Origin of the sequence: Bacillus sp. FSL K6-1366 (assembly GCF_037976695.1) — a bacterium.
GTDB lineage: Bacteria > Bacillota > Bacilli > Bacillales > Bacillaceae > Bacillus > Bacillus subtilis.
In genome coordinates this window covers 25,821-51,370 of the sequence record NZ_CP150268.1, presented here as the reverse complement: position 1 = coordinate 51,370, position 25,550 = coordinate 25,821, and the positions used below count along the sequence as shown (strand labels likewise).

Genomic DNA, 25,550 nt, shown 5'->3' with positions numbered 1-25,550 from the left:
CAATTTTCTCACAATTTCATATTAAAACAAAATCATACATAAGTAAATATCAATGTTTTTATTAAATACAATAAGTTCGACTTATGAGAAAAATGTACCGGTAATTTTTACTGTTTACGCTCTCTCATATAACACAATAAAAGAAGCCATATTATGATTGAGGTGATAATGATGGTCAAAAGAAAAGCGAATCACGTCATTAACGGAATGAATGACGCAAAAAGCCAAGGCAAAGGCGCCGGCTATATTGAAAACGACCAGCTTGTACTGACTGAAGCAGAACGCCAAAATAACAAAAAAAGAAAAACCAATCAATAACACCGAACTCTTTTAAGGAGGTTCTCATTTTATGACCAATAAGAATACAAGTAAAGATATGCATAAAAACGCCCCTAAAGGACACAATCCCGGCCAACCTGAGCCTCTAAGCGGAAGCAAAAAAGTAAAGAACCGAAACCATACAAGACAAAAGCACAACTCAAGCCATGATATGTAAGAAAAGCAGACCTTAGTGTCTGTTTTTTTATGCGTTCACCCATTTATAATCCACCGCATATGATGTAAAGCAAGGTTGATATGTGGAGGAATGCTTCCATGAACCATTCAAAACGCAACGATGCGAATGATTTCGATAGTATGGATGAATGGCTTCGGCAATTTTTTGAAGACCCCTTCGCCTGGTACGACGAAACATTGCCTATTGATTTATATGAAACAAGTCAGCAGTATATTATAGAAGCGGATCTGACTTTTTTACAGCCTACACAAGTAACAGTTACCCTTTCTGGATGCGAGTTCATCTTAACAGTCAAATCGTCAGGACAGACTTTTGAAAAACAAATGATGCTTCCTTTTTATTTTAATGACAAAACCATTCAAGCCGAATGCGAAAATCAAATACTCACAGTCGCCGTCAATAAAGAAACAGAAGATGGCTCTTCTTTTTCTCTTCAATTTCCTCTCAGCTAAACATAAAAAGTCACTTTCATCCCCTATTATGAAAGTGACTTTTTTTTCCGTCCATTTATCGTCAAATACCCTCTAGTGACTCTCCCATGGCCAAATAGCAGATTCACTATACAATAGAATATGATCTACTATCTCTTTTGACTAGACGTCTATCACTTTTTTCTATTCTTTTTTTACTGTGTTCTTCTAATCTCTCTTCGTATACAATATGGTTAGAATAAGGGGGAATGATTGATGCTGGAAGGATGGTTTTTATGGTTTATTCTGTTTTGGGTGATCATGATGGTAGTCTTATTATCAATCGGCGGTTTTTTCATGTTTCGAAAGTTTTTAAAGCGTTTACCAAAAGAGGACGGCAGATCAGAGCTTGATTGGCAGGATTACTATATTGAAAACAGCAGACATTTATGGAACGATGAAAACAAACAGTTTCTAGATGAATTGACTGCGCCCGTGCCAGAGCTGTTCAGAGATGCAGCAAAAGCTAAAATCGCAGGCAAAATCGGTGAGCTTGCATTAAAAGAAAAGGTAGCAAAGATTGATCAGCAACTTATGATCAAAGGCTATATTCTCGCAACTCCTAAAAGAGACCATACCTTCTTAAAAAGGCATCTGCGGGACAAAAAAATCGATTTGGAACCTTATCAGACCCTTCTCAAATAAAAAACCTTTCCTGACAAGAGGAAAGGTTTTTTAATTCATTTGAATATTAGATGACTGCAGCTCGTTATGAAGTTTTCGATATGATAAATACATGGCGATTCTCCAAGGCACAATCATACCGAAAGCCAGAATCCAAAACATTCCGCTCAGTGCACCATAATCAATTGATGTGCTCAAGATCGATTTCATCACGATTCTGATCACCAAAAGACCGACTAATATAAAAACAAATGCTTTAGAGCGTTTCATGTAAATTTCATTATTTTTAATTTCGAACTTAGAAGTTTTGATTAGAAAAATAGAGAAAATCACACCTAAAGTGAATGCTTCCAAAAACTCTGCACCAGTTACCCAAAATACCGGAAATAAAAACATTAACGCTCCCGTACTCATAAAAATCGGCGGAAGAATGATTTTTTTTGGTGAAACAGGCTTGTCAGAGGACTTTATTCTGACCACCATCACAGCTACAGCCATTAACACAGCAATAATCGATGAAACTATAATCATCATACTTATCATTCCTTTGTTTCTCGGAGTGTTGATACTATATACTATACTCCAAAACAATAAAAAAAACCATTTTGAAAAGAAATGACTTTAATGTCCCATAACGCGGCTTACAGCTTCCAGCACTTTTGTTTCCTCAAACGGCTTAACAATAAAATCCTTTGCCCCCAGCTCAATTGCTTCCGTTACAATTCTTTGCTGGCGCATGGCGGTGCACATGATGACCTTCGCTTTAGGATCAAAGGTTAAGATATCACGAAGCGCTTTTATGCCGTTTTTCACCGGCATTGTAATATCCATTGTCACAAGGTCCGGGCGCAGTTTTTTATACAGGTCCGCTGCTTGTTCACCGTCCGCCGCTTCGCCTGCGATTATGTAATTTGCCTCTTCCAAGATCTCTCTGATTTTCACTCTCATGAACTTGGCGTCGTCTACAACTAAAACTCTTGTCATATTCCCCTCCAACAATCGATTTCCACAGATAATAGTCTTATTGTACCAAAAACAAAAGGATTAGTAGTAGTACGAAAGTAATTTACCGTCAAAAACCAGTAAAGCCTCCAAAAAGATCTGACAGCAAAATAATGATCAGGCTCATCCAATTAAAGAATAACAGCACACCAATCACAATCATCAAAACGCCGCCAGCTTTCATAATGAAAAGCTGGTTCTTCCTTATCCACTTCAGCTTTGTGATAAAAAAAGACAATAAAAGAAACGGTACCGCAAAACCGAGTACATATAACATCATGTATGGCACCGCTGAGCCCGGATTGGTGCCTGCAAGTGTGATAACAGCAGCTAATATCGGACCGGTACATGGTGTCCATCCAGCTGCAAATGCCATTCCGATTAAGACCGACCCTAAAAACCCGCTTGGTTTATGCTTAAAATGGATTCTCCGCTCTTTCATCATAGCCTCAGGCCGGAACACACCGAGTGTAATGAAACCGAACAAAATAATAAGCAACGCGCCAATTTGCCGAATCGCATCGTGATAATCCCTAAACAGGCTGCCAATAAAAGATGTTCCATAGCCTAAAGCAATAAAAATGACTGAAAAGCCAAGCAAAAAACACAAAGTATGAAACAAGCTTCTTTTCTGCAGCAGCAGCTTTTCTGTTTTTACATCGTCCATGCTGACCCCTGTAATATATGACAAAAAAGCTGGGTAAAGCGGCAGGCAGCAAGGCGAAATAAAGGATAAAAACCCCGCTCCGAATGTCAAAAAATAATTCACGTCTCCCATGTCATCATCCCTTCATGATTTGACATTCCTTCAAGTTATGACAAAATCATTTCATTTTTTTAACACTTTCACTTGAAGGATTTCTATTTTCAGAAAAAACTTATATAATTTAATTTGACATTGAGACATTATACTCCTTCTCATTTGAAAATTAGTATAAATATGGATATAATATAAACATTCACTTTGAAGATCTAATGTATGAAAGGATACATCCCTGTGATTAGAGAGCATCTATTAAAAGAAATTGAAAAAAAAAGAGCAGAGCTGCTGCAAATTGTCATGGCGAACGGAATGACATCTCATATTACGATAGAGCTCAGTCAGGAGCTTGACCATCTTCTCATACAATATCAAAAGCAGCGCCTTCGAGCAGTAGCGGGTGATGAATGATTGCAAAATAAAAAACCCGTATAAGGGTTTTTTATTTTATAACCATGTTTCTCTATATCATAATCTTTACGTATTATTTCGTTTGATTATTCATGGCTTTCATCATTTGATTGATTTTCTTTTGAGAAGGTTTCATTCCCATTTGCATCATCATCATGCGTAACATTTGTTCATTAATAGGCGGATTCTTTTTCAGGTAGCTCATCATATATTTACGAGCAATAAAAAACCCGAGTGCAACACCTATGAGCAATGCAACAACGCCCACTAGGATGCCAACCCATAAAGTCATTTTATTTCCTCCTTCATGTTGTCTAGTTTAAAGTGTACTAAACCAAAAGCTATTATACAACATTTACATCTCTTTTTCTTCGGTTTTAGACAAAATTTCTTTCTTTCACCGGATTTAGCCATCCGTAACGCTTCGAATTGAAATCCATTGCTAAAAAGCAAGGGCTTACTTTTCTTAACACTTCAAAGAATATCGTTTCTGCCTCGTAATCTCCCGAAGCCACAATTTCTATCATGTGCTCCTTCATCATAAACGTCGCGTGGCCTTTTGCTTTCGGCAAAGCTATTCTATAAATATAATCCAGCTGCCTGTAATCCGTCTTGTTTAAATTCATTTTTAACCGCTGATGCATATGTAAAATCGGGATTGGTTGTGTAATATATTGAATCTGTTTCTCTGTCATTTCATACTGCTGCTTTTCAAGGCTTGTCCAATGATAGTCTTGAAACAGCTCAAACATAACCGATTCCCGGCCGAAATAGTGATTGGCAAATTCCTCTTTGATCAGGTACGTATAGTAGTGACGTTCCATCTTTTCATCCCCTTTTCCAGCAGCATTTCATTTGCTCTCTATTATACAAAAGAAGAAAAGAAAGAATTGTCTATTACTGTTAAACAGCCAATACTATTTTTGTCGGATAAACAAGAAAAAGAGGATGATTTGACTCATCCTCTTTCAAAAGCTTACTTATTGATTAATGCCTTAACTCGATTCACTACGTTCGGAACTGAGAAGCCGTATTCGTTAATGATGGTTTCACCTGGAGCAGATGCACCGAATCGGTCTATGCCGAGAACGTCACCTTCAAGCCCTGTGTATTTGCCCCATCCAAATGATGAGCCCATTTCAATTGCAAGACGTTTTTTCACATCTGCAGGAAGGACTTCGTTTTTGTATTCATCAGATTGTTTCTCAAAACGGTCCATTGAAGGCATGCTGACAACAGAAACATCGATATTTTCTTTTGCCAATTCAGCCTGCGCTTCAATTGCAAGACCTACCTCGGATCCGGAGGCAATGAGAAGAGCGTCAGGTGTTTCGTTTTTAGATTTAGAAACGACATATGCACCTTTTTCTACTCCTGCCAATGCTTCTTCAGCTGTTTGATCGATGGTAGGAAGGTTTTGACGTGTAAGCACTAGCGCTGTTGGGTGGTCAGTGCTTTGCACTGCAAGCTTCCATGCTGCTGCTGTCTCATTGCCGTCTGCTGGACGGATCAAAGAAAGGTTAGGCATCGCACGGAGTGAAGCAAGCTGTTCAACAGGCTCGTGCGTCGGACCGTCTTCACCAACCGCAATACTGTCATGTGTGAAGACATATGTCACAGGAAGGCCCATTAACGCTGCAAGGCGAATCGCAGGACGCAGGTAATCAGAGAAGACAAAGAAAGTTCCGCCGAATACACGAAGACCGCCATGAAGCGCCATACCGTTTAAGGCTGCACCCATCGCAAATTCACGTACACCAAACCAGAAGTTTTTGCCTGAGTAATCAACCGCTGTAAAATCACCGGCATTTTTAATAGTCGTTTTGTTCGATCCCGCTAGGTCAGCAGAACCTCCGACAAAGAAAGGAATTTTTTTCGCAAGTCCGTTGAGAACTTCACCGGAAGATGCACGGGATGCCAGGCTGCTTCCTTTTTCATACACAGGAACCTCTTGATCCCAGTCCTTCGGAAGCTCTCCTTTGATTGCCAGTTCAAGCTGTTCAGCAAGTTCAGGATAAACTTCTTTATATTTAGCGAATTGAGCATTCCATTCTTGTTCTTTTTTCTCACCTGATTCTTTAACAGCTGCAGCGAAATGCTCATAAACTTCTGACGGAACGTAGAAGTCTTCTTCATATGTCCACGCGTAAGCTTCTTTTGTTAATTTGCTTTCCTCTTTACCAAGCGGCGCACCGTGAACACCGGATGTACCGGCACGGTTAGGTGAACCGAATCCGATTGTCGTTTTCACTTCAATTAATGTAGGTTTCTTTTCATTTTGGCGTGCTTTTTCGATAGCCGCTGTTAATTCTTCAATATTGTTTCCATCCTCAACATAAAGAACTTCCCAATTCATTGCTTCAAAACGCTGTTTCACGTTTTCAGAGAATGAACGGTCGAGGTCTCCATCAAGAGAGATGTCATTAGAATCGTATAGTACGATCAGACGGCCAAGCTGAAGATGGCCTGCGAGTGAAGCGGCTTCAGAAGAAATACCTTCCATTAAATCACCATCACCGCAAATACTGTATGTATAATGATCGACTACGTTAAATGAATCGCGGTTGTATGTTTCCGCTAAATGGCGTTCAGCAATTGCCATACCGACTGCCATGGCAATTCCTTGGCCAAGCGGACCTGTTGTAGCATCAACACCGGCAGTATGTCCGAATTCCGGATGTCCTGGTGTTTTGCTGCCCCACTGGCGGAATCCCTTAAGATCTTCAATACTAAGATCAAACCCGCTTAAATGAAGCATGCTGTATAATAGTGCTGACCCGTGTCCAGCAGATAAAACAAAACGGTCACGGTTAAACCAGCCAGGGTTTGCCGGACTTACGTTCATAAATTTTGTCCACAGCGTGTATGCCATTGGAGCGGCTCCCATCGGCATCCCTGGGTGACCAGAATTTGCTTTTTCAATAGCGTCTATTGACAGTGTGCGAATGGTAGCAACTGATTTCTTTTCAATTGTATCCATAAAAATCCCCTTCCTTATGTGTTGTACCCTTACATCATAAATGTCTGACGACTTTTTCTCAACTGTTTCAGCTTAAATTTGAGAGAAACTTGTTGAATTTTGTCACATAAGAGTTTTGATTATAGTATATGCAAAAGAGGAATACGATATTGCCGTATTCCTCTTATATTAGTGAAGTTTGTTATTTCTTTGTTCTCTTTTTAGCTTTTCTGGTGTTACATCATTGCCTTCTGGGTCAATGATTTTCACGCTTTTTAACGTGTTCTTCATAGAAGAACGAAAACCTTTCAAATACTCTTGACGGAGCTTTTGCTGTTCGGCTTTTTCTTCTTCTGTAATAACGCCAGCTTTAGCTTTGGCAGCAAGCTCATTAATTCTGGCAATTTTCGCGTTTGAAATCATGTTAAACTCCTTTATTGCATTTTGTCTATATAGTACTAGATCAAAAAAAGTTTTACAACTGATTCACTCTGCTGTCTCTTCATTCTCTATGTATTCCTGAAAACGCCGGTGAACGGTTGCTTTAGAGACATCATAGCCAAACCCTCTTAGAGTAGCCGCGATTTCAGCAAACGTCAGTTTATTCGCTCTCAGGCGGACGATCTCAGAGATTGGCACCTCTATTTTTTCTTTTCCACTGTTCTCATGTTGGTTTTTTAAGTTTTTTTGCGGTTTAAAACCGTTTTTTACTGCACGCTTCATTCCCCGTCTGATTTTCATGTTGTGAATCTTTCGCTGATACTCTTCCACAATGCTGACGATTTCCAAGACCATTGAGTCAGCCTCCGATAACTCCAGTTCACCTCTATGAGCCGTTGTATAGACTTTCACACCTTCTCTATAAATACAATGAAGCAGTGCGATTTTTGCGTTTCCCCGTCCGAGCCTTGTCTCATCCTGAACCAAAATGACATCAATTCCAGCGTTCTTAATCTCATCAAGCAGCTCAAATACACCATCCCGATCCATTTCATATCCGCTGGCTTTTTCTGAAATCACTTTGACCACTTCCATGCCGTTCTCCGCTGCAATGGCCGTAAGCTCCTCCTCCTGCCGCTTTAATGACGTTTCCTGCTGTTCTTTATTTGTGCTTACACGGGCATAAATGAGTGCTTTCATTTTATCTCTCTTTCCTCTCTATTTTACAGTTGCTAATTCATATGCATCCTGATGCTTCTTTTTCAATGGGATCACTAACTCATCACCCGGCTGGATATCAGAGGTTTGAAGTTGATTTTTATCAGCTACCCATTCAATAAAATCATTTTTGTTTATCTTTTTTGTATCTGCTACCTGATCAGCAATTGACCAGAGTGTGTCGCCTTGCTGGACTTCTATTTTAACATACTGATTAAGCTCTTGGCCGCTGCTTGTATATGACAGCATAAGGATAACCGCGCTCAAAATCACTGTGAACAGACCGACAAAAATAATAGATTCTTTACTCATGATCATAACCTCCAACAGGAATGTTTGTTCGCATTTTTATAATTTCAGTATATACGAACAAACGTTTCTGTCAATTGTTTTTTCGAACCTATGTTTGTACTGTAAGGAAAATCATGCTATAATCTTCTTAAAATCGACGTTTTGAGGTGCGAAAAATGACGAAGCTATCAAAAAGGCAACTTGATATCCTCCGTTTTATTAAAGCAGAGGTTAAATCAAAAGGATATCCGCCTTCCGTGAGAGAGATCGGAGAGGCTGTCGGGCTTGCGTCCAGCTCTACTGTCCACGGCCATTTGGCCCGCTTGGAAACAAAAGGGCTGATCAGACGGGATCCGACAAAACCAAGAGCAATAGAAATTCTTGATGAAGAAGTAGACATTCCGCAAAGCCAGGTCGTTAATGTACCGGTCATCGGGAAAGTCACGGCGGGATCTCCTATTACAGCAGTAGAAAATATTGAAGAATATTTTCCGCTCCCAGACCGCATGGTTCCTCCAGACGAGCATGTATTTATGCTGGAGATTATGGGAGACAGTATGATAGATGCTGGTATTCTCGATAAGGACTATGTCATCGTTAAACAGCAAAACACAGCGAACAATGGGGAAATTGTAGTTGCGATGACAGAAGATGATGAAGCAACTGTAAAACGATTCTATAAAGAGGATACCCACATTCGCTTGCAGCCTGAGAACCCAACGATGGAACCTATCATTTTGCAGAATGTCAGCATTCTAGGGAAAGTGATTGGCGTGTTCAGAACCGTCCATTAATCTATTGATCTATCAGATGCATAAAATAACCCCCTCTTCCTTTACGGAGAGGGGGTTTGTTGTTCAAAAAAAGCAGGCTCGCCCTGACTTTTGGGTGCGAGCCTGAATAGGAGGAAAAAGAACATCATGTTTACACCATAATTATCCACCAAAAGATTGTTGAAGTCAAGAAATTTTCTTTCCTTCAGGAAACTTTTATCAAAATATGAACATTTAAAATATTAGACGCCATCTTCTTAAAAACGTTTCATTTTTTAGGTCGTGGAAGGATACGGTTTCATATTTCTTAAGGGGCGAAGCAATTGAAATATACTGAAAATTTAGTACATAGTTTAATTAGTTCAACATTCTGATAAAACAGCTCGCTTTCTTCATATAAAATGTAATATGTATTTCAATTTCACCTTCACCCAATCACTTGTGCAGTTCAAAAGATATGGCATCGTTGAACAAGTCGGGTAGAAACCTTCCCCAAACATAAAGTCTCCACCAACACCCTTCTTTAAATTTAACCTTATATGAAATATGGTTGTGATATCAAAAGTTTCATCATAAAAAGTGCATATGCGTTTTTTCTTGTTTGTAATATCGAAGCCTGTCTTGAAGGGTTCCGGTATGAAATTCAAATTTGTGGCCGTCAGGGTCGGTAAAATAAATTGATTTTCGATCGCGTTCATCTCGTTCTCTGCCAGGCAGAATATTGACATGAAGTCTTTTTAATTTAGCTGATACCTCCTCAAATTCATGATCTTCAATTGTAAAAGCAATGTGGGTATAAGAAAGCTTAATGTCATTTCTCGGGATGTCTGGTTCTTCATTAAGCGCTAGCCAGATGCCGTTCATGTCAAAATATGCAGTTGTTCTTCCCTTTACCAAAAGCTTTGCATCAAACACTTTTTGATAAAAATCAATCGATGTATCCAAATGCGAAACTGAAAATAGCAAGTGATTGATTCCTTTTATCTCCACAAATCATTCCCCCCCCTTGATAGCTGATCATCCACATATACGACTTTTTTCATAAGAAAGTTTCATACAGCTGAAAAAAAATACCAGTGTAAACAAAAACGGACTGTTTAAAATAGTAACATGACCATTATGAATGGTTTTGAATTGCATTATTTATCATTTGTTTACGCCCAAGAATTTTCTTCAAAAAATAACAATTTAGGTGGTCAAATGAAACATATCATTGCGCTTGCTTCAAAGATTGCTTTCACTCTCGCCCTTTTATATGTGATTTTGGACAGAGTCTATCACGCATCCTTTTTAAGTGTGATGTTTATTGCACTTTTCTTAGGTTTTGTTTCCTATCTTTCTGGTGACATGCTCGTCTTACCCAGAACAAACAATATTACAGCTTCATTGGCTGACTTTGGCCTTTCATTCGTTATTCTTTGGGTATTTGTTTTAACCCAAACAAGAAACGATTTCTCACCATTTGGAGCGGCTCTCCTTTCCGCTGCCTGTCTTACTGTTTTTGAATACTTTTTTCATCGGTATTTACTGAAAAATGTGCTTGATGAAAATTTCCGAAATGAACTGTCAACGAGAGATAACGCGTTGCAGTATCAAACGGAAGCCGCGGACGAGCTGTTTCCCGAAACGAAAGAGAAACATAAGGAATAGGAGGCTGTCTTATCGCCTCCTATTTTTCAGTAGCTATTTTTGAGAAAACGGAACATCACCTCTGTAAACTCATAAAACCTCTCATTTTGAGTAACAGCTCTGCTTTTTAAAGAAAAGATGCCGAACAAAGACTTTCTAAAGCCTGTGCTCATTTCTATCTGGATACTTAAACCTGTTTTTGATTTATTTGCAATGTTATTCGGACTAACGCCCGCATGCGGATGGTCCATATTGAGCAATACAGCAGGAAAACCGGCATGCTGCAATTTCTCAACTAAATCTGCCGCTCTTACGCGATCTGTACCGCCGACTTCGATCTGCTGATCTTCTTCTGCGTACCCATGTAATGAAATGACATATTCATGATTTCCCGTCATTTTAAGGGCCCGAGGTTCATCAAAGTGCGTGCTCGTAATGTGCAGGACTGAGTTTCCTGCCGATTTTAAGCCTTCAAATAAATACATCGAGTACTCTTTGCTGAGCTCTCTCGCTACTTCACTTGTCCCGCCTTCAATACCTCCTCCGTGAATGGCTAAAACAAGAACAGGGCTTCCGGTTTCTTTCGTAACAACGCCGTAATCAGAAGGATCTTCATTGCTTTTTAATTCCTCAAAATTCTGATATACATCTTCAGCATAAATTGAAGAAATCGGAGTAAACACCATAAAAATCAACAATAATTTTACAATTTTAATAGTTGATGGAAAACGTTTGGCTATGTTACAATCAACATGCTTCAAGGAATGGAGCAAACGGCGGAGCAGGGATACTTTGGCCGGTTTCATCTACTCCGCCTCTAAGTCCAAATCAACAGGATGTAGGTCTCTTTGAGGCTTTAGCACGAATTCTCTCGTCCTCCTTGTTAAATTTTTGTTAAATTCACAATATTATATACCATTAGCCCGGGCGCTGTTCTTCTCATTTTTGAATTTATGAAAAGTAAGCTGGCACCACCTCTCCCATTTCCATACAAAACAAAAATGCACCTGCCCTTTGGCCTGTGCATTTTTTATTTTCTCTTCATTCTTCGTTTTTTTGCTTGATTTAATTTCATGATGTTTTTTTCAATTTTTCTTATGTTTCGCCTTTGCGGGATTGTTTTCATTTCATAATAAACAGAAATAAACCCGCTTACTGTCACTGCTGCAATATAAAGGACGCGCTGTTTGATCATCCGGTCAGCGTGTCCATGATCATTCGCTTCTTTTTCCAGTCTTTCGATCACAGCTTTATCAAACAGCTGATCGACATACACTTGTTTCATTCCCACTGCAAACCCCGCAGCCAGCCAAAGAATCAGAAATAAACTGATATAAAACACCATAAACCCTTCCTTTCCTGTCTTGATGCGGTGCAGAATTTTGAAATGCAGCAACTGGCAGACGAAGCTTCTTCTTTGTGTTAGGTTCTTTCAATAGGCTGGTTAATATGTGTAATGCTGTAATGAACAGTTAGAAATTTTAATCCAAACAGCCACATATGATGAACAGCGGTTAATTTGTTGTCATGTGCAGCTTCTATCAGAAAGGTTTCAGATAAAGGAAGCGGACAAGTTCCCGCTCTTGTTTGCAGATAAATCCCCTCATCCCCCGCTCTGCTTTTTCTCCGGCTGCTTGTTAAAACCAGCTTCTCCTGATGATGATATGGTTTTAAAACACCTGTCATGCTGCTGAATGGAAGCGGTAAAGAAATATTCATATACCCCTCTCCATTTGAACGATACACTGAATAAAGAGCGGTAAAAATGGTTTCGTTTTTTTCATTTGTTCTAATCCAGGCACGTACTCTTTCCCTTCCGTCTTTTTTCGAATGAACACCTTTTATCTTGCTGTACATCCTATACCAGTCAGGGTTCGTCGAAAGATGTATTTGGCCGATTCTTCTGCTGAACCATTCGTAAATAATTGCAAGCGGCCGAAACCACGTGCTCCATGTTACTTTTGCTTTAATATTGTATTCGATGGTTTGTTCATAAAACGAAAGAATGAGCGGCGCCAGTTTTTCTGGTGAAAAATCTTTTGAACGCAGGCTGCCCATATCATCCACAAGTCCGCTGTACCGAGCGTTATTTTCAGCTTGAATGTTAGCTAAAAATTCTTCTCCAATCTTTCTTTTTCCGTAGATACGGCTGAATGTCTTTACACTGTCTGCATCAAAAGGTTTCGCATCCTCTATTCTCCACCCTATGAGAGCGGGCAAGATAACACCAAACGCGTTGACAAAACCGTGAATCCAAATCATCTGATTGATGGTCAATGTAACTTCTTGCCGAAAGACACCAAATGAATAAATCATCGAGAAAGCAATCGTTATCATTAAAACAGCGGAAGAAAGCCGAATAAGAAATGTCCCCGTCTTGGTGCGAAAAGCTGCCGTGAACACCAAAAATGCATGAAGATAAATCGCCGCCATATAAATGCTAACCGCAATGACATCAAGTATTTTTGAATATGTGATGCCCAGTGCGATAAGAAGGGGCGAAAGCAAAATCACCCATGTTATCCAACTGTACAACATCCGATGTTTTCTAATGGTTCTGCCGAGTAAACCGTTGAAGATCGGGATCAGAAAAGCAGAATAGTGAAAGTGGACAGCAGTCAGCAAAATGATGAGAGGGCCAAATTGCATGATCTGCAAATGGGCAGCATAAGCAAAAAACCAAAATCCTCCTCCCGCCAAATAAATAAGACCGAACAAAACTGATGTCTCTTCGATTCTATGTATCTTTGTTTCCCAAAGGCGGAGGATCGCATACAATGCATTAAAAACTGTGTACATCCACCAGATTAGCGCGAAACCCCCAACCTCCGTCACTAGAGCCAGCACCGCAAAGAATGCGGCTACAGGATAGCACTGGATTAGCCCGTTTTCCATAAACTGAGCAGCACGAACCGGAGATTGACGAAAAACAAAAGGAAAAATTCCCGGCACGAAAAATAGAATGGATAACAAAACGAGTGCCTCTGCCACTGAAATATCCGGTGCTTCTGCTGCAAGAAATCCAATAAAACAAAGCGCACTGACTATGCCATTTCGTTTCATGATTCTCTCTCTTCCTCCTGAAACGTTCCCTTATAAAAGAAAAGAGTGCCAAGAATTGTATTTTGCACATGCACTTCAATGGTGAAACAATTCTTTTTTTCATCAAACGTTTCGCAAACTTCGGATGTACCGGTCAGCCATTTCGGCAGCGGGATTCTTTTTCCGCATATCAATAGCCATTGCTTTCCCGATGTGATCGTAAGAGAGCCGTCAAGAGATGCCTCGAACGTCAAAACAGACAGCAGCAGATGAGGTTTGCCGAAGAAATCAAGTATTCTATTTTCTTTCTTGTCATATATCATTATCGCGTCAAAGAAACGTTTTTTGCCTTTAAAGAAAAATGTACGATTCCATTCTATTCCTGTATGTTGCGATTTCAAAAGACAAGTTCTATTTTGTATTGTAAATGGAATGTCTTTGCCTCTTTCTGAAAAGAAGCATCTGAAAAAAACACCCAGTTTTAACAGCATTCTAACCAGAAAAGAGCCTCCGCTTATTTCTGACATCGTTCCCGTCCCGCTGAATGTTTGAGACCCGTCTAATTGGTACCGTTTCCGCAGCTTGGGATGCAGCAAATGATAGTTAATAATTGATTTTTCATAAATCGAACTCACAATGTCACTTCTTTCTCTTTCGTTTTGTGCGCCTGGCACTGGGGAGCTGCAGGCTAAGAGCGCCGCTTGCAGCAGAAAACACACTCAACAGAACCCACATGAATATTTCGGAACCTAGACAAGCAAACCCAGCAAAAATACAAGCCTGGACACCATGAATGATCCATTTTCTTTTTAAAGGAAGCAGCCACAAAATAGCTAAGCCTATCTCCGCTGTTCCTGCCAATATGCTTGTCTTAACACCTGCAAAGCCTTGATAGAACCAAAACAGGCTGAAAAACAGACACATGAACACATAGATGATAGCAGATCGAATGAAGCGCTTCGGATGTTTATTTTGCTCTACCCAAAGCCTTAATGCATCAAAGCTCCAGGCAGTCGCCCAGCCAAGCAGCGGCCGAAATAATAAACGATCAATCCATCTTCCCAGCAGTCCGTAGGCTGTTTTGTATTGGTACTGTGTTAAAAACGTCATTTTCCCATTTTCTCTCTGTATATACTTCCAGTAGCCGCTTCCATGCCGAATCAGAGATAATGGATGATCAGAGCCAAAAGCCAGTGAAGAAGACCTTTCAGATGAACATTTGTTGAAAACACCGACGGTTTCTCCTGTACCTGACACCTTTAATCCAAAGCCTACCCTTGTTTCGTAAAGAAACTTCTGTTTTTCGCATGGCTGACTATTCAAATACGTAATATTTGAAAACCGGAGATCCCATTCCTTATGCAGTGATGGGTTTTGTGTATATTCCCAGAGTGTATCCAGATCAGATTTCATTTCGATTTCTACATAAATCGGTTTCTGCCTCACAGCCCCTTCTCCCTTCTATTTCAAGCAATTCCTATATTAGCATATTGGTCGATTTGAAAAGTGTATATCTCTCCAAAAAAAGTATCTTTATCCTAATAAATGCATAAAAAAGAGAAGAGATGTTTCCTTCTCTTCCTTGGGATTCATTACTGAGTTTTAACCGTGCCGAAATGAGTAATTGTGACGTTCACACTGTATGTGATGTCGGCTTTACTGAAGGTGTCATCCCAGTTATTTTTCACCCTTTTCCATAAGTGAGGATATGTAAGTCTAAAAGATTCATCAAAACCCGCAACATCTGCTTTATAATCATGCTGAATTTTTTTTAATACCTGACCAACTATTTTCTTTACCTCGTTTTCAATAGTCGTTTCGAGACGATCTATAAACTGGGTGTCCAACGCCTCTTTTGTGTTCCAGTTTTCAACCAAATCGCCTTCTGATTCAATATCGACATGGAATGAAATATCTTTCCCTTTTACGATTGGCTGAATTCTGCTTTTGATTTTATTGATATCGTACGCTAACGTCTGTTGGCTCTTTTTATCATGACTTTTGACAACTCCGCCTTTCCCTTCTCCTCTAATCCATGTAATCCCCTCAGTTTCATATTCATTTAAGGTGCCTATCATTTTTTTCGATTTTCCGTTGATTACAGCTGCTCCGGAATACTTGACCGCTCCATTCGCCGCAACCACATTTTGCAGTAAAAAGCTGCTGCCAGAATGCAGTTTTCCAATTAGTTTCGCGAGTGTCATAGGGGGAAGAATTCTGGAAACTTTATGTTCATTTTCACCTAATCCAATCAGCCGAAATGCCGGAATTTCTCCGTTCTCTTTCAGCTGGAGAGCGTCTCTTGCTTCCCCTTTAGCAGATAAAACAAGACAGCTCAGCCTGATTTCATTATCACGAAAAAATTGATCCAGCATTTCGTCGATTGGAAATGTGTGCAGCACATCTTCACTCATGACAACAACTTTTAAATGCGGGCTAAACACTTCTCGGTCCCGTCTTAATGCAACCTCACTTCCGATCTGCTGTAATGAATCCCCTGTTTCACTTATATTAATGTACGCTTTTTGCGCTCCTTGTCCGCTACCGCCTCCCCCGCTTGTGCCCGCGCCTGCCGCTTTTTCATTAACAAATTGATAGGTCAGCGTAATGTTGTCTTTTTTCGGATAGCTCCCGCCCTCTTCTTTTAACTCTTTTTCAGTGTTCGTTTCTTTTCCTTTATCAATTGCGATAGCGAATGTGAGACCCAGATCTTCTATTTCCCGACTGCTCCAGCATCCTGTTACGCAAATCATCAGCAGACATACTATGACCATAGCAGGCAATTGACGTTTTAGTTTACTTTTCACCTCTTTTCCTCCATTTCGAAATGACTAACAGCAAAATCGGCAAAGCGCCAAATATATACAAAGCGATATGACTGACCGTATCGCCTAATATAAAGACGTCATTTTCATTTTTCGGCATGCAAGAGAGGATATATATAACAGGAAGCAGCCCAAACATACATGAAAGGGGTTTCTTTTTAAAAACTTGTGAGACTCCCAGGGAAGCTGCATAAAAAGTGATAATAAACGTGGCAAAAAGCTGCATAATCCAAATCACAAGCAGAAATGATTCAAACCGTTCAAATATTAAACCAGGTATTTCAAAACTTCTCATCAGGTCAAGCCCCGGCCATGTTCTCGTCACAACTCCCTCAACTGATAGTGCACCGATGACCATAATCATCGTAATCATATAAAAACTGGTCACAACGCCTGTCCCGATCACAACTGCTTTCACCGCATTTTTCGGCTTTTTCATAAATGCTACTAAAATGAACATAATTTCTGAACATGTAAATGAAAGGTTCGTTGTCTTTACACCTCTAAGAACCGGCATGATTCCATCACCTAATACAGGGCGCAAATTGTTGATCTCAAATATACCTAAACTCATGAGGGCTATCGTTAAAAAGATGATGACCGTAATCGGAAAAATCATTTCAAAAAGCCGTGCAATCGGATCTAGGCCTTGTGTAATTGAATAAAGCCCAATCCAAAGAACTGTCATAATGATGGCCCAAGACGGTGTCCCTTCGAGGAGAAAAAAATCCACGATTTCGGACATGACTCTGACTTCAAATGCACCGAGTGCCAGAAAATAAGTAATAAAAACAATACTGATCAGATGCCCGAGCCATTTTCCTACAATATGTCGGGAGTATTCATAAAAGGTCTCCTTAGGATACTGCTGGCTTAATTTAACTATCATCATCCCGGCTATTACCGCTAGGACCCCGCCTAATAAAACTGAAATCCATCCATCAGGAGATTGTGTTTGTTCTGTTACTGTCCGAGGGAGCGTAAGAACTCCGGCAGCAAGCATATAATTAATGATGATAACCGTTGCCTGAGCGGTTGTGATTTTACTGGTTGGGCTGAACATGAGACTTTATCACCATCCTGTCGAGTTCATCACTTCACCCGTTTTGTATTATCTGTATTCATCAATTTAGGCCGGCGCTTCATGACTAAAAGAGGCATTCTGATAACAAAGTCTTTCCAATCTTTTAAGTGATAGGGCACTGCCGGACTTGCGTATGGCACACCAAAGCTCTTTAGCTTTACGACATGGCTGCTTAGCAGCAGATAATACATAATGACTCCAAACAATCCAAACACCGCCGCACAAAACATCGCGCCAAACCGAAGCATCCGAAGTGCTATACCTGTGCTATAATGCGGGATGGCAAATGAAGAAATTGCTGTGAGCGCAACAACAATGACCATGATTGGACTGACAATCCCCGCCTGCACAGCTGCTTCCCCGATGATTAATCCGCCAACTATGCCTATTGCGGGTCCAATTGGTTTTGGCAAACGAAGCCCCGCCTCTCTTAAAATTTCAATCGCGACTTCCATAAATAAGGCTTCAATCAGAGATGGGAACGGAACACCTTGGCGCGTCCCGGAAATTGAAATCGCCAGCTTGGTCGGAATTAACCCAGGATGAAAAGAAATAAATGATATATATAAAGCGGGTGCGAATAACGTTATCATTGCTGCGATGAACCTCAGCAATCTGATGAGCGAGCTCGGGAACCACCGTTCATAATAATCTTCAGGCGATTGAAGCATCATGCTGAAAGTGACTGGAACAATCAAAGCAAACGGAGTGCCGTCTAGCAGAATAGCTACTCTTCCTTCCATTAATCCGCTTATGACGCGATCAGGACGTTCTGTACTCTGTACTTGCGGGAACGGGCTCAAATAATTATCCTCAATTAACTGTTCAACGTAGCCTGACTCCGGCAAATGATCGATCTCAATCCCTCTCACTCTTTTTCTTACTTCCTCGACTACTTTTGGGTCTGCAATGTCATTCATATAAGCGATAATTAAATCCTTTTTTAATCGTGTTCCTACTTCAAATCTCTGCAATGTTAATTGATCATTTTTTCCTTGCTGTCTCAAAAGAGCTGTATTCGTACTCAACTCTTCTGTAAAGCCTGTGCGCGGCCCTCTGACAAGCGCTTCTGAAAGCGGCTCCTCGATACTTCGATTTTGTTTTTTTACAGTTCCCAGAAGAAAGGCCTGCGGTATTCCATCGATGAGAAGCGCTGTCGAACCCATGAAAACATTCAACACGATATCACTGATTTTCTCTGATTCTATGACATCACCGATTGATATGATTTGATTTTTTATCTGTTTCGAAGTTAAAATACCTTTGCCGGATTGAGAAATTTCATCGCTTACCTGATTAGGTTGATTCATGACTAACACTGATAGACCTTTATTAATCAATTCCTGATCAGACAGTCCTTCAACAAAGATCAATGCCGCTTTTACATGTAATTGAGTGATTTCAAGCTCACGGAAATGAACGTCCCCGTTATGTCCTATTTTTCTTTTTACATGTTCTAAGTCGTATCCGATGTTACCGGTTAACACATCCTGATCCTGCTTTTCAGCTGTCGAATATTCTGATTTATGCTGCTTCTGTGTTTTGTACTGATTGCTCCGCCACCTCATCATTGCACCTTCTTATACATGAATCCAAGTAAACACTTTATAGATTACATATGGAACGAGAAATACTACTAACGCTTGAAACCACACATTCCAGTCAGTAAGTGTTGATATCATGTTATCCATCTGTCAGTTCCCCTCTCTCTAATAGGATTATTTTTCCCGTATACCTATTTTTTATGTTCGTCTTTTTTCTCAATAAAAAAGCATGATGAACATTTCATCATGCTTTTAAAGAAATCAACCTGACCATTTTGCATAATTAACACAAAATGAGCCTTTTAGCAGTCTGGGAAAACTAAAATTCCAGCTTGAAGCTTTCTGCCTGATCTGAAACTTCCACAGGAATCCCCATTATCGTTTTCGGTTTGGAAACGTAAACAAAGCGCATTTCTTCCTCTAATTGCTGAAACGCTTTTTCACTAACTAAAATTCTGGCCGGCTTCCCTGGACTGTTATCAATGGCTGCTTTGATTTTTCCAAGCATAAAAAACCTCCTGTTTTAGAAAATGGCTCATTTACTATTAAAACAAAAATCGCAAAATAAATTGGCTGAACAGGAATCCCAGTTCAAACATAACAGTTGCGGCTGCAAACAAGAATGAACGAAATCACAACATACACCTCTCTCTCTTTTTCGCGCATGCAGAATTCTCCCATTCACAGATCAGACTGGCGACTGACACGCTGTTCAACAGCAGCTCTAGCATAAATAATGCACGCTATGGACATGATCTTATTAGTTATTATATGATTGAATTGAAAAAACATCATATGTCAAGAGGTAAACGAAATGGCTCAAAACAACGAAAATGCATTACCGGATATTACAAAAAGCATTACTCTGGAGGCTCCCATTCAGAAAGTCTGGGAGACAGTCTCTACTTCAGAAGGCATTGCCAAGTGGTTTATGCCCAATGACTTTCAGCTCAAAGAAGGACAAGAATTTCACTTACAATCGCCGTTTGGGCCGTCCCCTTGTAAAGTTTTGGCTGTTCAAGCTCCAACTGAACTTTCTTTTGAATGGGATACAGAAGGATGGGTCGTTACCTTTCAATTAGAAGACTTGGGGGAAAAGACAGGGTTTACCCTTATTCACAGCGGCTGGAAAGAGCCGAATGAAGTGATCGGCAAAGCAAACGAGAAAAGCTCCGTCGTTCGCGGTAAGATGGATGGCGGCTGGACTGGCATTGTAAATGAACGGCTTCGTAAGGCTGTCGAAGAATAAAAAAGAGAGAGGTATCTCTCTTTTTTGTTTTTTTCCAAGGGTTATACTTCACAATTTGAGTCCATCAATCATAAAACGTAACAGTTTTAGATTTACCAGAGTAATCGGTAACAAAGAACTCGGCCTTGTTATTGCTCCCATCTACAAATTTTCCAATACTGCCAAAGGTGTGGCATTCTCCGGGTGAAAAATAGTTTGCCCCTACATAATCATCAGGATTGTCACCGGGATCATCCTCATATAAGTGCAGTGAAACAGAAAAAGGAGTGCTTCCTGAAAGGCACACTCTAAAATCTCCTCCGGTCGAGTATACCGTCGGACTTGAGTAAGTATATGTGTAAGTCCCCAACTTATCCCACTCTCCAGCCCCCGCAGTTCCGGCTTTTTCTGCTTGTGCCGTTAATGGAAAAACCGCAGCCAACCCTAAAACAGACAAAAATCCAACTACCTTAGTGAATCTCATCAGCTACACCACTCCTCTATTTCAATGGTAGCCGCAGATACGTTTGTATCATTTCCGGCAAAGCTACATAATTGATCCAGCCTGCCTCCCTGCTTCTTAGGCAGGTGGCATTGGACATTATATTCAGCAGCAGCCGTTTTATGAATCCGTCTTTGTGCTGGTTTTAAAATGTTCAAAATAAATGCATTCCCATTTGTACTGCTATCTCTTATAATTTGTTTAAAAGGTTGTACTTCAATCAGGGGGAAAAGGATATGGAATTAAGCTTCACAAAAATACTCGTTATTTTGTTTGTGGGTTTTTTAGTATTTGGGCCTGATAAACTGCCGGCGCTTGGCCGTGCAGCAGGAAAAGCCTTATCAGAATTTAAACAAGCAACAAGCGGACTGACTCAGGATATCAGAAAAAATGACTCAGAAAACAAAGAAGACAAACAAATGTAGGATAAATCGTTTGGGCCGATGAAAAATCGGCTCTTTATTTTGATTTGTTTCTGTGTCATCTGCCTTTTTTTTATCATTTGGACAGCCCTTTTTTCCTTCTATGATTTTAACTGTCCAAGCCGCAAAATCTACTCACCGTATAATAAAGCGTAGTAAAAATAAAGGAGGAGTAAATATGGGTTATTACAAAAAATACAAAGAAGAGTATTATACGGTCAAAAAAACGTATTATAAGAAGTATTACGAATATGATAAAAAATACTATGACCACCATGATAAAAAATATGATGACTGTGATTACGACAAAAAATATGATGACTATGATAAAAAATATTATGATCATGATAAAAAAGACTATGATTATGTTGTAGAGTATAAAAAGCATAAAAAACACTACTAAACGCCATTAACATCTCCTCGTTTTTACTTTCCCCGGCTATTGCCGGGTCTTTTTTGTTTGTGCACTATATGTATATTTCTGAAGCTTCCCTTTCTATGAAAACCTTGGTGACTGAATCCAAAAAAGAATAATGAATATTTAGTACATAGTTTAGTTAGTTCATAAATGAGCGCATTCAGTTTATTGCAGTTACAAAGAAACTTTTATAAACTCTTTGAGGATCATACATAAAAGGAGAGGTTTTTTGTATAGAAACATCGTATTTTATCTCATTTTACTTTGTCTATTTATATCAGTTGTCATGAAAAGCTTTGAGGTGATAAGCACAATAGCCAATGTTATCTGCTTTGTTTTCGTATTGCTGTATTTTAAAGATGAAATGAAAACATACTCACGTAAAGCGTTAGCAATCCTAAGTATTTGTTTTCTTTTCTTAGTCGGTATCTGTGCTTTTATCATTTTACAAGGACAGACATTGATGAAACGTCACCTCTTTTTTACAGGCTGGGAAACGATAGCGGGCATTCTTTTAATGATCGTTTCTTTAAGCATTTGTACTTTTATTTTAGGGAAAATTTCAAATCGGCTAAAACGATTGTGATCTCATTCTTTCCTCTGATAAAGGTATATAGCTTTCAGATTGGCGAAGCGTTTCGTCCCTTACTTCACTCAAAATGAAATATTTTGTCGATTATATACATCAATCCAGTTCCAAAATAAGGTATAATAAATGGCGAAACCACTATCAAAAGGGGGAATTTTGGTGAAAAAAGTATTGATTGCAGGTGCAGTAGGAACAGCGGTTCTTTTCGGAACCCTTTCATCAGGTATACCAGGCTTACCCGCGGCAGATGCTCAAGTCGCAAAAGCAGCATCCCAGCTGCCTAACGGAATCGGCGGCCGTGTCTACCTGAACAGTACGGGCGCCGTTTTTACAGCTAAAATCACGCTTCCTGAAACTGTCAAAAACAACGACTCGGTCTCTACTCCCTATATTTATTCTGGCTTTAGGGCAACAAGCGGAACTGAAGCCGATATCGGGCTTCAGTACAGCAAACAATACAACGTCTGGAAGCCCCTCATGAAGGTTGGGTCCAAAAATGAAGAAACATACATCGAAGGAAAAGACAAATTCACATACAATAAAGGCTTCCGCCCTGGAAGCACAGTCCAAATGACAATCTATAAAAATTTAAGCGGCAATACGCGCATGACCCTTTGGGGAACGAACAATGACGGCTACACCGGACGGATTATCACAGAAATTCAAGGAACCAACATCGGCACGATTTCAAAATGGAAAACCCTTGCTACCGCGGCTGTTTCGTATGAAAGCCAGCGTGATGCGATCAAAGCAACCTTTTCGACATCTTTTAACAACATCACAATCGACAATAAAGCCGTCACTCCTGTGGTAGATACACAGGATTTCGCAAAGGTTTCAGTTGCAGGAAATAACGTTACGATCTCTGTTCATAAATAAACGAAGCAGCAAAAAGCCGCCAGCATTGTCTGGCGGTTTTCCTTGGAGCATACTGGTCATAGTTCGTTTCTTCAGCTCTTTTGTTTAAACCTAACTTTAATAAGGGTGGAAATTGGTATGAAATATGAAAAATCAAGTCTTTTTGGAATGATTTTAGTTATTGTAGCACTTCTAATATCTATATATTTTATGTGTAATACAAATGCGTTGGTACCTGCTGGATATGATTTAGCTATTCATGGAATTGTAATATCTAGAACTGTAATGATTGCTTTTACTTTGTATTTAGTTTCAAAGTTAGGATATTTTCTTCTGAATAAAAAAGATTAACTGTAGAGTTAATCTTTTTTATGTATTATACGTGTTTGTCCTTCAATTTTTATTCATCTTCCAGATTGCTTAATGAAATTAGGATACCTGCTATCCATTCACTGCACAATAAAAAGGCAGCATTAAACCGCTACCTCAAATAAAAGCTTGTCCCCATGTTTATAGTTGAATAATTTGAAATCATCAATGGTAAAGTTATAAAAATCTTTCACTTCAGGATTGATCCATAGTTCAGGTGCTTCAAACTGTTCTCTTTCCATTTGAATTTTCAAATTTTCTATATGACGTGTGTACACATGGCAATCCCCAATGTTAAAGATATATTCACCAAGCTCATAACCAGTCACTTGAGCAATCATGCGCTGCAACACATTGTACTGGAATACATTGAATGGATTTCCCAATGCCATGTCATTGCTCCGTGCTCTTACCTCGAGGTGGAGCTTACCTTGCTTCACATACCATTGAGTTTCGTATACACATGGCGTTAAGGACATTGCGTCTAAATCATCAGGATTCCACAGCATTGTAATATGTCTGCGTGAAGACGGGTTGTTCTTCAATTGATGAAGAAGATAGTCTACCTGATCCACTTTTTCTCCATTTAGACTTCTGTTTTTCTTCCCCAGCTGAAATCCATATGCATGTCCGATGGTGCCGTCTTCTTGTTTCCACTGATCCCAAATATGTACGCCCATCTTGTTTAAATCATTAACATCATTAGATTTCAGCTGCCAAATCCAGAGCAACTCTTTAATGGCTGTTTTCCAGGCAACCTTTTTTGTCGTTAAAATCGGAACCTCTGAGTTGTCGAATCTCATTTGCTTACTGATTACACTTAGAGTATGTGCCGGTGTTCCATCTGAGTCCCACTTGGTTCTCACATCAAACTCTTCGTCTGAGATTCCATTATTTATAATATCCTTTATAATTGAATTGTATTGTTTATCGAATTGCGTCATAACTATTCATATCCTTCTTTCATTTTCAGTTCTAAGCATAATTTATTACGAATGCAATATTATCGCAAATACTAAGCACTCGCAGATAAAGTGAGGATCTTATTCCACTCACTGTGTGTTTAAAGAGGAGTTAATAACCCCCTCTTTTACACCTGTATTTCTCCATAACATAGTCTGTCACATAGCTCATAGTTACCGCCAGTTTGGTACATACACCGTTGATAACATTGTTGAGGATTATAAGAAATGGTTTGATATTGCGGCACATAAAAATTCAAATAGTCAGGTGTTTGTGTATACCAAATTGGAAATTGTCTAAACACATTAAATCCTCCAATAGCTTTTTCTGATTTAATGCATTGTATTTTACCTCAATATCAATTGTCATTTGTCCATGTGCAATTGGGCTTTCTTTAAAATAAATTCTCTCTAATTTCATTCATTTTTTTTATGATATTTGGCAGCGGTTCATTCCTTATATGATCTGTTTCTAACCGGTTTTGATGTTTGTTTTTGATGTCTAACTCTAAACCCTTCAAAAGCAGTGTTAAAAATCACATCATAGAGCTCTTGAATCTTAACCATAACGTTCAAATATTCTTCAATGAGAAAGTCCCTTTTTACGTATACTAATCTTCTCTATACACTTTACTATTATTTTACAGTGATTGAGTGCTCTCTCTCGCTCTTAAACAGCTATCCGTTTTGTTTTTCAGAAAGTGTTTTAAACAGCCTCTTTTTACTATTCTTATTTCATTTGACCATACCATATCATTTAAACTTCATAAATTAAATTCGAATAACATAAAGGAGGAATTTAATTGGGTTATTATAAAAAATATAAAGAAGAGTATTACACTTGGAAAAAAACATATTACAAAAAGTATTACGACAATGATAAGAAGCATTATGATTGCGACAAGTATTATGATCATGATAAAAAACATTATGATTACGACAAAAAGTATGATGACCATGATAAAAAGTATTACGATGATCACGATTATCATTACGAAAAAAAGTATTATGATGACGATGATCATTATTATGATTTTGTCGAATCATATAAAAAACATCACTAAATCTCTTAAACGTCTATTAATTCCCCGGCGACATACCGGGGGCTTTTTT

Annotated in this window: 36 protein-coding genes and 2 pseudogenes; 14 read left to right on the top strand and 24 right to left on the bottom strand. The window is 39.3% G+C overall.

Annotated features, from left to right (window positions below):
• Positions 1-171: 171 nt before the first annotated feature.
• The 4 genes from sspO to yneK all read left to right on the top strand — a co-directional run bounded on the left by sspO (position 172) and on the right by yneK (position 1,632).
• A complete protein-coding gene (sspO, locus tag MHI44_RS00325) occupies positions 172-318 on the top strand; it encodes an acid-soluble spore protein SspO (protein ID WP_003244839.1) in 147 nt (48 codons plus the stop codon).
• Positions 319-349: 31 nt separating this feature from the next.
• Positions 350-496, top strand: coding sequence for a small acid-soluble spore protein P (locus tag MHI44_RS00320; protein ID WP_003221237.1), 147 nt, complete (start codon positions 350-352; stop codon positions 494-496).
• A gap of 80 nt (positions 497-576) precedes the next feature.
• Complete coding sequence (cotM, locus tag MHI44_RS00315) at positions 577-969, top strand: outer spore coat protein CotM (protein ID WP_015251997.1); 393 nt, start codon at positions 577-579, stop codon at positions 967-969.
• A 234-nt stretch (positions 970-1,203) separates the two neighbouring features.
• Positions 1,204-1,632, top strand: coding sequence for a DynA interaction protein YneK (gene yneK, locus MHI44_RS00310; RefSeq protein WP_003231580.1), 429 nt, complete (start codon positions 1,204-1,206; stop codon positions 1,630-1,632).
• Between the two features lie 30 nt (positions 1,633-1,662).
• Here the strand turns inward: yneK and MHI44_RS00305 are convergent, their stop codons facing one another.
• The 3 genes from MHI44_RS00305 to ccdA form a co-directional block, all read right to left on the bottom strand.
• Positions 1,663-2,154, bottom strand: coding sequence for a CcdC family protein (locus MHI44_RS00305; protein WP_010886519.1), 492 nt, complete (start codon positions 2,152-2,154; stop codon positions 1,663-1,665).
• 78 nt (positions 2,155-2,232) lie between these two features.
• Positions 2,233-2,595 carry a response regulator gene (locus MHI44_RS00300; RefSeq protein ID WP_003245707.1) on the bottom strand — a complete coding sequence of 121 codons (363 nt, stop codon included), beginning with the start codon at positions 2,593-2,595 and terminating at the stop codon, positions 2,233-2,235.
• Positions 2,596-2,683: 88 nt separating this feature from the next.
• Positions 2,684-3,391, bottom strand: coding sequence for a cytochrome c-type biogenesis protein CcdA (gene ccdA, locus MHI44_RS00295; RefSeq protein WP_003231585.1), 708 nt, complete (start codon positions 3,389-3,391; stop codon positions 2,684-2,686).
• A gap of 219 nt (positions 3,392-3,610) precedes the next feature.
• Between ccdA and ynzD the strand changes: the two genes are divergently transcribed.
• The gene (ynzD, locus tag MHI44_RS00290; protein WP_010886518.1) at positions 3,611-3,784 is read left to right on the top strand and encodes an aspartyl-phosphate phosphatase YnzD; all 174 of its coding nucleotides are present in this window, start codon (positions 3,611-3,613) and stop codon (positions 3,782-3,784) included.
• 73 nt (positions 3,785-3,857) lie between these two features.
• Here ynzD and MHI44_RS00285 read toward each other — a convergent pair whose 3' ends face one another.
• From MHI44_RS00285 to yneA, 6 genes are all read right to left on the bottom strand, one after another.
• Entirely contained in the window at positions 3,858-4,076 is a 219-nt protein-coding gene (locus tag MHI44_RS00285) for a YneF family protein (RefSeq protein ID WP_003221221.1), read from the bottom strand.
• A gap of 85 nt (positions 4,077-4,161) precedes the next feature.
• Positions 4,162-4,608, bottom strand: a complete 447-nt coding sequence (sirA, locus tag MHI44_RS00280; RefSeq protein ID WP_003231591.1) for a sporulation inhibitor of replication protein SirA — start codon at positions 4,606-4,608, stop codon at positions 4,162-4,164.
• Positions 4,609-4,760: 152 nt separating this feature from the next.
• A complete protein-coding gene (gene tkt, locus MHI44_RS00275; RefSeq protein WP_014476936.1) occupies positions 4,761-6,764 on the bottom strand; it encodes a transketolase in 2,004 nt (667 codons plus the stop codon).
• 168 nt (positions 6,765-6,932) lie between these two features.
• Positions 6,933-7,166: a DUF896 domain-containing protein gene (locus MHI44_RS00270; RefSeq protein ID WP_003231595.1), complete on the bottom strand. Its 234-nt coding sequence runs from the start codon at positions 7,164-7,166 to the stop codon at positions 6,933-6,935.
• Positions 7,167-7,229: 63 nt separating this feature from the next.
• The gene (locus MHI44_RS00265; protein ID WP_015383764.1) at positions 7,230-7,883 is read right to left on the bottom strand and encodes a recombinase family protein; all 654 of its coding nucleotides are present in this window, start codon (positions 7,881-7,883) and stop codon (positions 7,230-7,232) included.
• An 18-nt stretch (positions 7,884-7,901) separates the two neighbouring features.
• Positions 7,902-8,219 (bottom strand): cell division suppressor protein YneA, encoded by a 318-nt coding sequence (gene yneA / locus MHI44_RS00260; RefSeq protein ID WP_015252003.1) that lies wholly within the window; start codon positions 8,217-8,219, stop codon positions 7,902-7,904.
• A 149-nt stretch (positions 8,220-8,368) separates the two neighbouring features.
• Between yneA and lexA the strand changes: the two genes are divergently transcribed.
• The gene (lexA, locus tag MHI44_RS00255) at positions 8,369-8,986 is read left to right on the top strand and encodes a transcriptional repressor LexA (RefSeq protein ID WP_003238209.1); all 618 of its coding nucleotides are present in this window, start codon (positions 8,369-8,371) and stop codon (positions 8,984-8,986) included.
• A gap of 286 nt (positions 8,987-9,272) precedes the next feature.
• Here lexA and MHI44_RS00250 read toward each other — a convergent pair.
• Both MHI44_RS00250 and fosM read right to left on the bottom strand, forming a co-directional pair.
• Positions 9,273-9,612, bottom strand: a pseudogene (locus MHI44_RS00250) (hypothetical protein).
• Positions 9,536-9,955, bottom strand: coding sequence for a FosM family fosfomycin resistance protein (gene fosM / locus MHI44_RS00245; protein WP_014479937.1), 420 nt, complete (start codon positions 9,953-9,955; stop codon positions 9,536-9,538). The pseudogene MHI44_RS00250 and the gene fosM overlap by 77 nt, the downstream one beginning before the upstream one ends.
• 210 nt (positions 9,956-10,165) lie before the next feature.
• Here fosM and MHI44_RS00240 point away from each other — a divergent pair, with 210 nt between their 5' ends.
• Entirely contained in the window at positions 10,166-10,615 is a 450-nt protein-coding gene (locus tag MHI44_RS00240; protein ID WP_044052523.1) for a YndM family protein, read from the top strand.
• Positions 10,616-10,641: 26 nt separating this feature from the next.
• Here the strand turns inward: MHI44_RS00240 and pghL are convergent, their stop codons facing one another.
• The 9 genes from pghL to MHI44_RS00195 all read right to left on the bottom strand — a co-directional run bounded on the left by pghL (position 10,642) and on the right by MHI44_RS00195 (position 19,597).
• Positions 10,642-11,400: a gamma-polyglutamate hydrolase PghL gene (gene pghL, locus MHI44_RS00235; protein WP_015252005.1), complete on the bottom strand. Its 759-nt coding sequence runs from the start codon at positions 11,398-11,400 to the stop codon at positions 10,642-10,644.
• A gap of 224 nt (positions 11,401-11,624) precedes the next feature.
• On the bottom strand, positions 11,625-11,939 hold the full coding sequence (locus MHI44_RS00230; protein WP_003245621.1) for a hypothetical protein: 315 nt from the start codon (positions 11,937-11,939) through the stop codon (positions 11,625-11,627).
• A gap of 77 nt (positions 11,940-12,016) precedes the next feature.
• Entirely contained in the window at positions 12,017-13,657 is a 1,641-nt protein-coding gene (locus MHI44_RS00225) for a YndJ family protein (RefSeq protein ID WP_339202630.1), read from the bottom strand.
• Positions 13,654-14,271 carry a DUF4166 domain-containing protein gene (locus tag MHI44_RS00220; protein WP_015252008.1) on the bottom strand — a complete coding sequence of 206 codons (618 nt, stop codon included), beginning with the start codon at positions 14,269-14,271 and terminating at the stop codon, positions 13,654-13,656. The genes MHI44_RS00225 and MHI44_RS00220 overlap by 4 nt, the downstream gene beginning before the upstream one ends.
• Positions 14,272-14,275: 4 nt before the next feature.
• Entirely contained in the window at positions 14,276-15,082 is an 807-nt protein-coding gene (locus MHI44_RS00215) for a hypothetical protein (RefSeq protein ID WP_015252009.1), read from the bottom strand.
• Positions 15,083-15,228: 146 nt separating this feature from the next.
• On the bottom strand, positions 15,229-16,443 hold the full coding sequence (locus tag MHI44_RS00210; protein WP_003245832.1) for a Ger(x)C family spore germination protein: 1,215 nt from the start codon (positions 16,441-16,443) through the stop codon (positions 15,229-15,231).
• The gene (locus MHI44_RS00205; protein ID WP_015252010.1) at positions 16,433-17,524 is read right to left on the bottom strand and encodes a spore germination protein; all 1,092 of its coding nucleotides are present in this window, start codon (positions 17,522-17,524) and stop codon (positions 16,433-16,435) included. Before MHI44_RS00205 ends, MHI44_RS00210 begins: the two co-directional genes overlap by 11 nt.
• A 29-nt stretch (positions 17,525-17,553) precedes the next feature.
• A complete protein-coding gene (locus MHI44_RS00200) occupies positions 17,554-19,116 on the bottom strand; it encodes a spore germination protein (RefSeq protein ID WP_339202627.1) in 1,563 nt (520 codons plus the stop codon).
• A 292-nt stretch (positions 19,117-19,408) separates the two neighbouring features.
• On the bottom strand, positions 19,409-19,597 hold the full coding sequence (locus tag MHI44_RS00195; RefSeq protein ID WP_003231626.1) for a hypothetical protein: 189 nt from the start codon (positions 19,595-19,597) through the stop codon (positions 19,409-19,411).
• A 306-nt stretch (positions 19,598-19,903) separates the two neighbouring features.
• On the opposite strand from MHI44_RS00195, the gene MHI44_RS00190 reads away from it, so the two are divergent.
• Positions 19,904-20,338 (top strand): SRPBCC domain-containing protein, encoded by a 435-nt coding sequence (locus tag MHI44_RS00190; RefSeq protein WP_003231627.1) that lies wholly within the window; start codon positions 19,904-19,906, stop codon positions 20,336-20,338.
• 64 nt (positions 20,339-20,402) lie between these two features.
• Here MHI44_RS00190 and MHI44_RS00185 read toward each other — a convergent pair whose 3' ends face one another.
• The gene (locus MHI44_RS00185; protein WP_009967329.1) at positions 20,403-20,801 is read right to left on the bottom strand and encodes a hypothetical protein; all 399 of its coding nucleotides are present in this window, start codon (positions 20,799-20,801) and stop codon (positions 20,403-20,405) included.
• A gap of 16 nt (positions 20,802-20,817) precedes the next feature.
• Positions 20,818-20,977 (bottom strand): annotated as a pseudogene (locus tag MHI44_RS00180) (hypothetical protein).
• Positions 20,978-21,055: 78 nt separating this feature from the next.
• On the opposite strand from MHI44_RS00180, the gene tatAC reads away from it, so the two are divergent.
• The 5 genes from tatAC to MHI44_RS00155 all read left to right on the top strand — a co-directional run bounded on the left by tatAC (position 21,056) and on the right by MHI44_RS00155 (position 23,457).
• The gene (gene tatAC / locus MHI44_RS00175; RefSeq protein ID WP_003231634.1) at positions 21,056-21,244 is read left to right on the top strand and encodes a twin-arginine translocase TatAC; all 189 of its coding nucleotides are present in this window, start codon (positions 21,056-21,058) and stop codon (positions 21,242-21,244) included.
• A gap of 175 nt (positions 21,245-21,419) precedes the next feature.
• Positions 21,420-21,644, top strand: coding sequence for a hypothetical protein (locus MHI44_RS00170; protein WP_015713994.1), 225 nt, complete (start codon positions 21,420-21,422; stop codon positions 21,642-21,644).
• A gap of 244 nt (positions 21,645-21,888) precedes the next feature.
• Positions 21,889-22,245, top strand: coding sequence for a YoqO family protein (locus MHI44_RS00165; RefSeq protein ID WP_029726909.1), 357 nt, complete (start codon positions 21,889-21,891; stop codon positions 22,243-22,245).
• A 159-nt stretch (positions 22,246-22,404) separates the two neighbouring features.
• Positions 22,405-23,127, top strand: a complete 723-nt coding sequence (locus MHI44_RS00160; RefSeq protein ID WP_129010203.1) for a YrpD family protein — start codon at positions 22,405-22,407, stop codon at positions 23,125-23,127.
• A gap of 42 nt (positions 23,128-23,169) precedes the next feature.
• Positions 23,170-23,457, top strand: a complete 288-nt coding sequence (locus MHI44_RS00155; protein ID WP_015252014.1) for a hypothetical protein — start codon at positions 23,170-23,172, stop codon at positions 23,455-23,457.
• 122 nt (positions 23,458-23,579) lie between these two features.
• On the opposite strand, the gene MHI44_RS00150 is transcribed toward MHI44_RS00155, so the two are convergent.
• Positions 23,580-24,419 (bottom strand): thymidylate synthase, encoded by an 840-nt coding sequence (locus tag MHI44_RS00150; protein ID WP_015252015.1) that lies wholly within the window; start codon positions 24,417-24,419, stop codon positions 23,580-23,582.
• 274 nt (positions 24,420-24,693) lie between these two features.
• Positions 24,694-24,858: a hypothetical protein gene (locus MHI44_RS00145; RefSeq protein ID WP_003231643.1), complete on the bottom strand. Its 165-nt coding sequence runs from the start codon at positions 24,856-24,858 to the stop codon at positions 24,694-24,696.
• Between the two features lie 382 nt (positions 24,859-25,240).
• On the opposite strand from MHI44_RS00145, the gene cotU reads away from it, so the two are divergent.
• The gene (gene cotU / locus MHI44_RS00140; protein ID WP_003231648.1) at positions 25,241-25,501 is read left to right on the top strand and encodes a spore coat protein CotU; all 261 of its coding nucleotides are present in this window, start codon (positions 25,241-25,243) and stop codon (positions 25,499-25,501) included.
• Positions 25,502-25,550 lie beyond the last annotated feature (49 nt).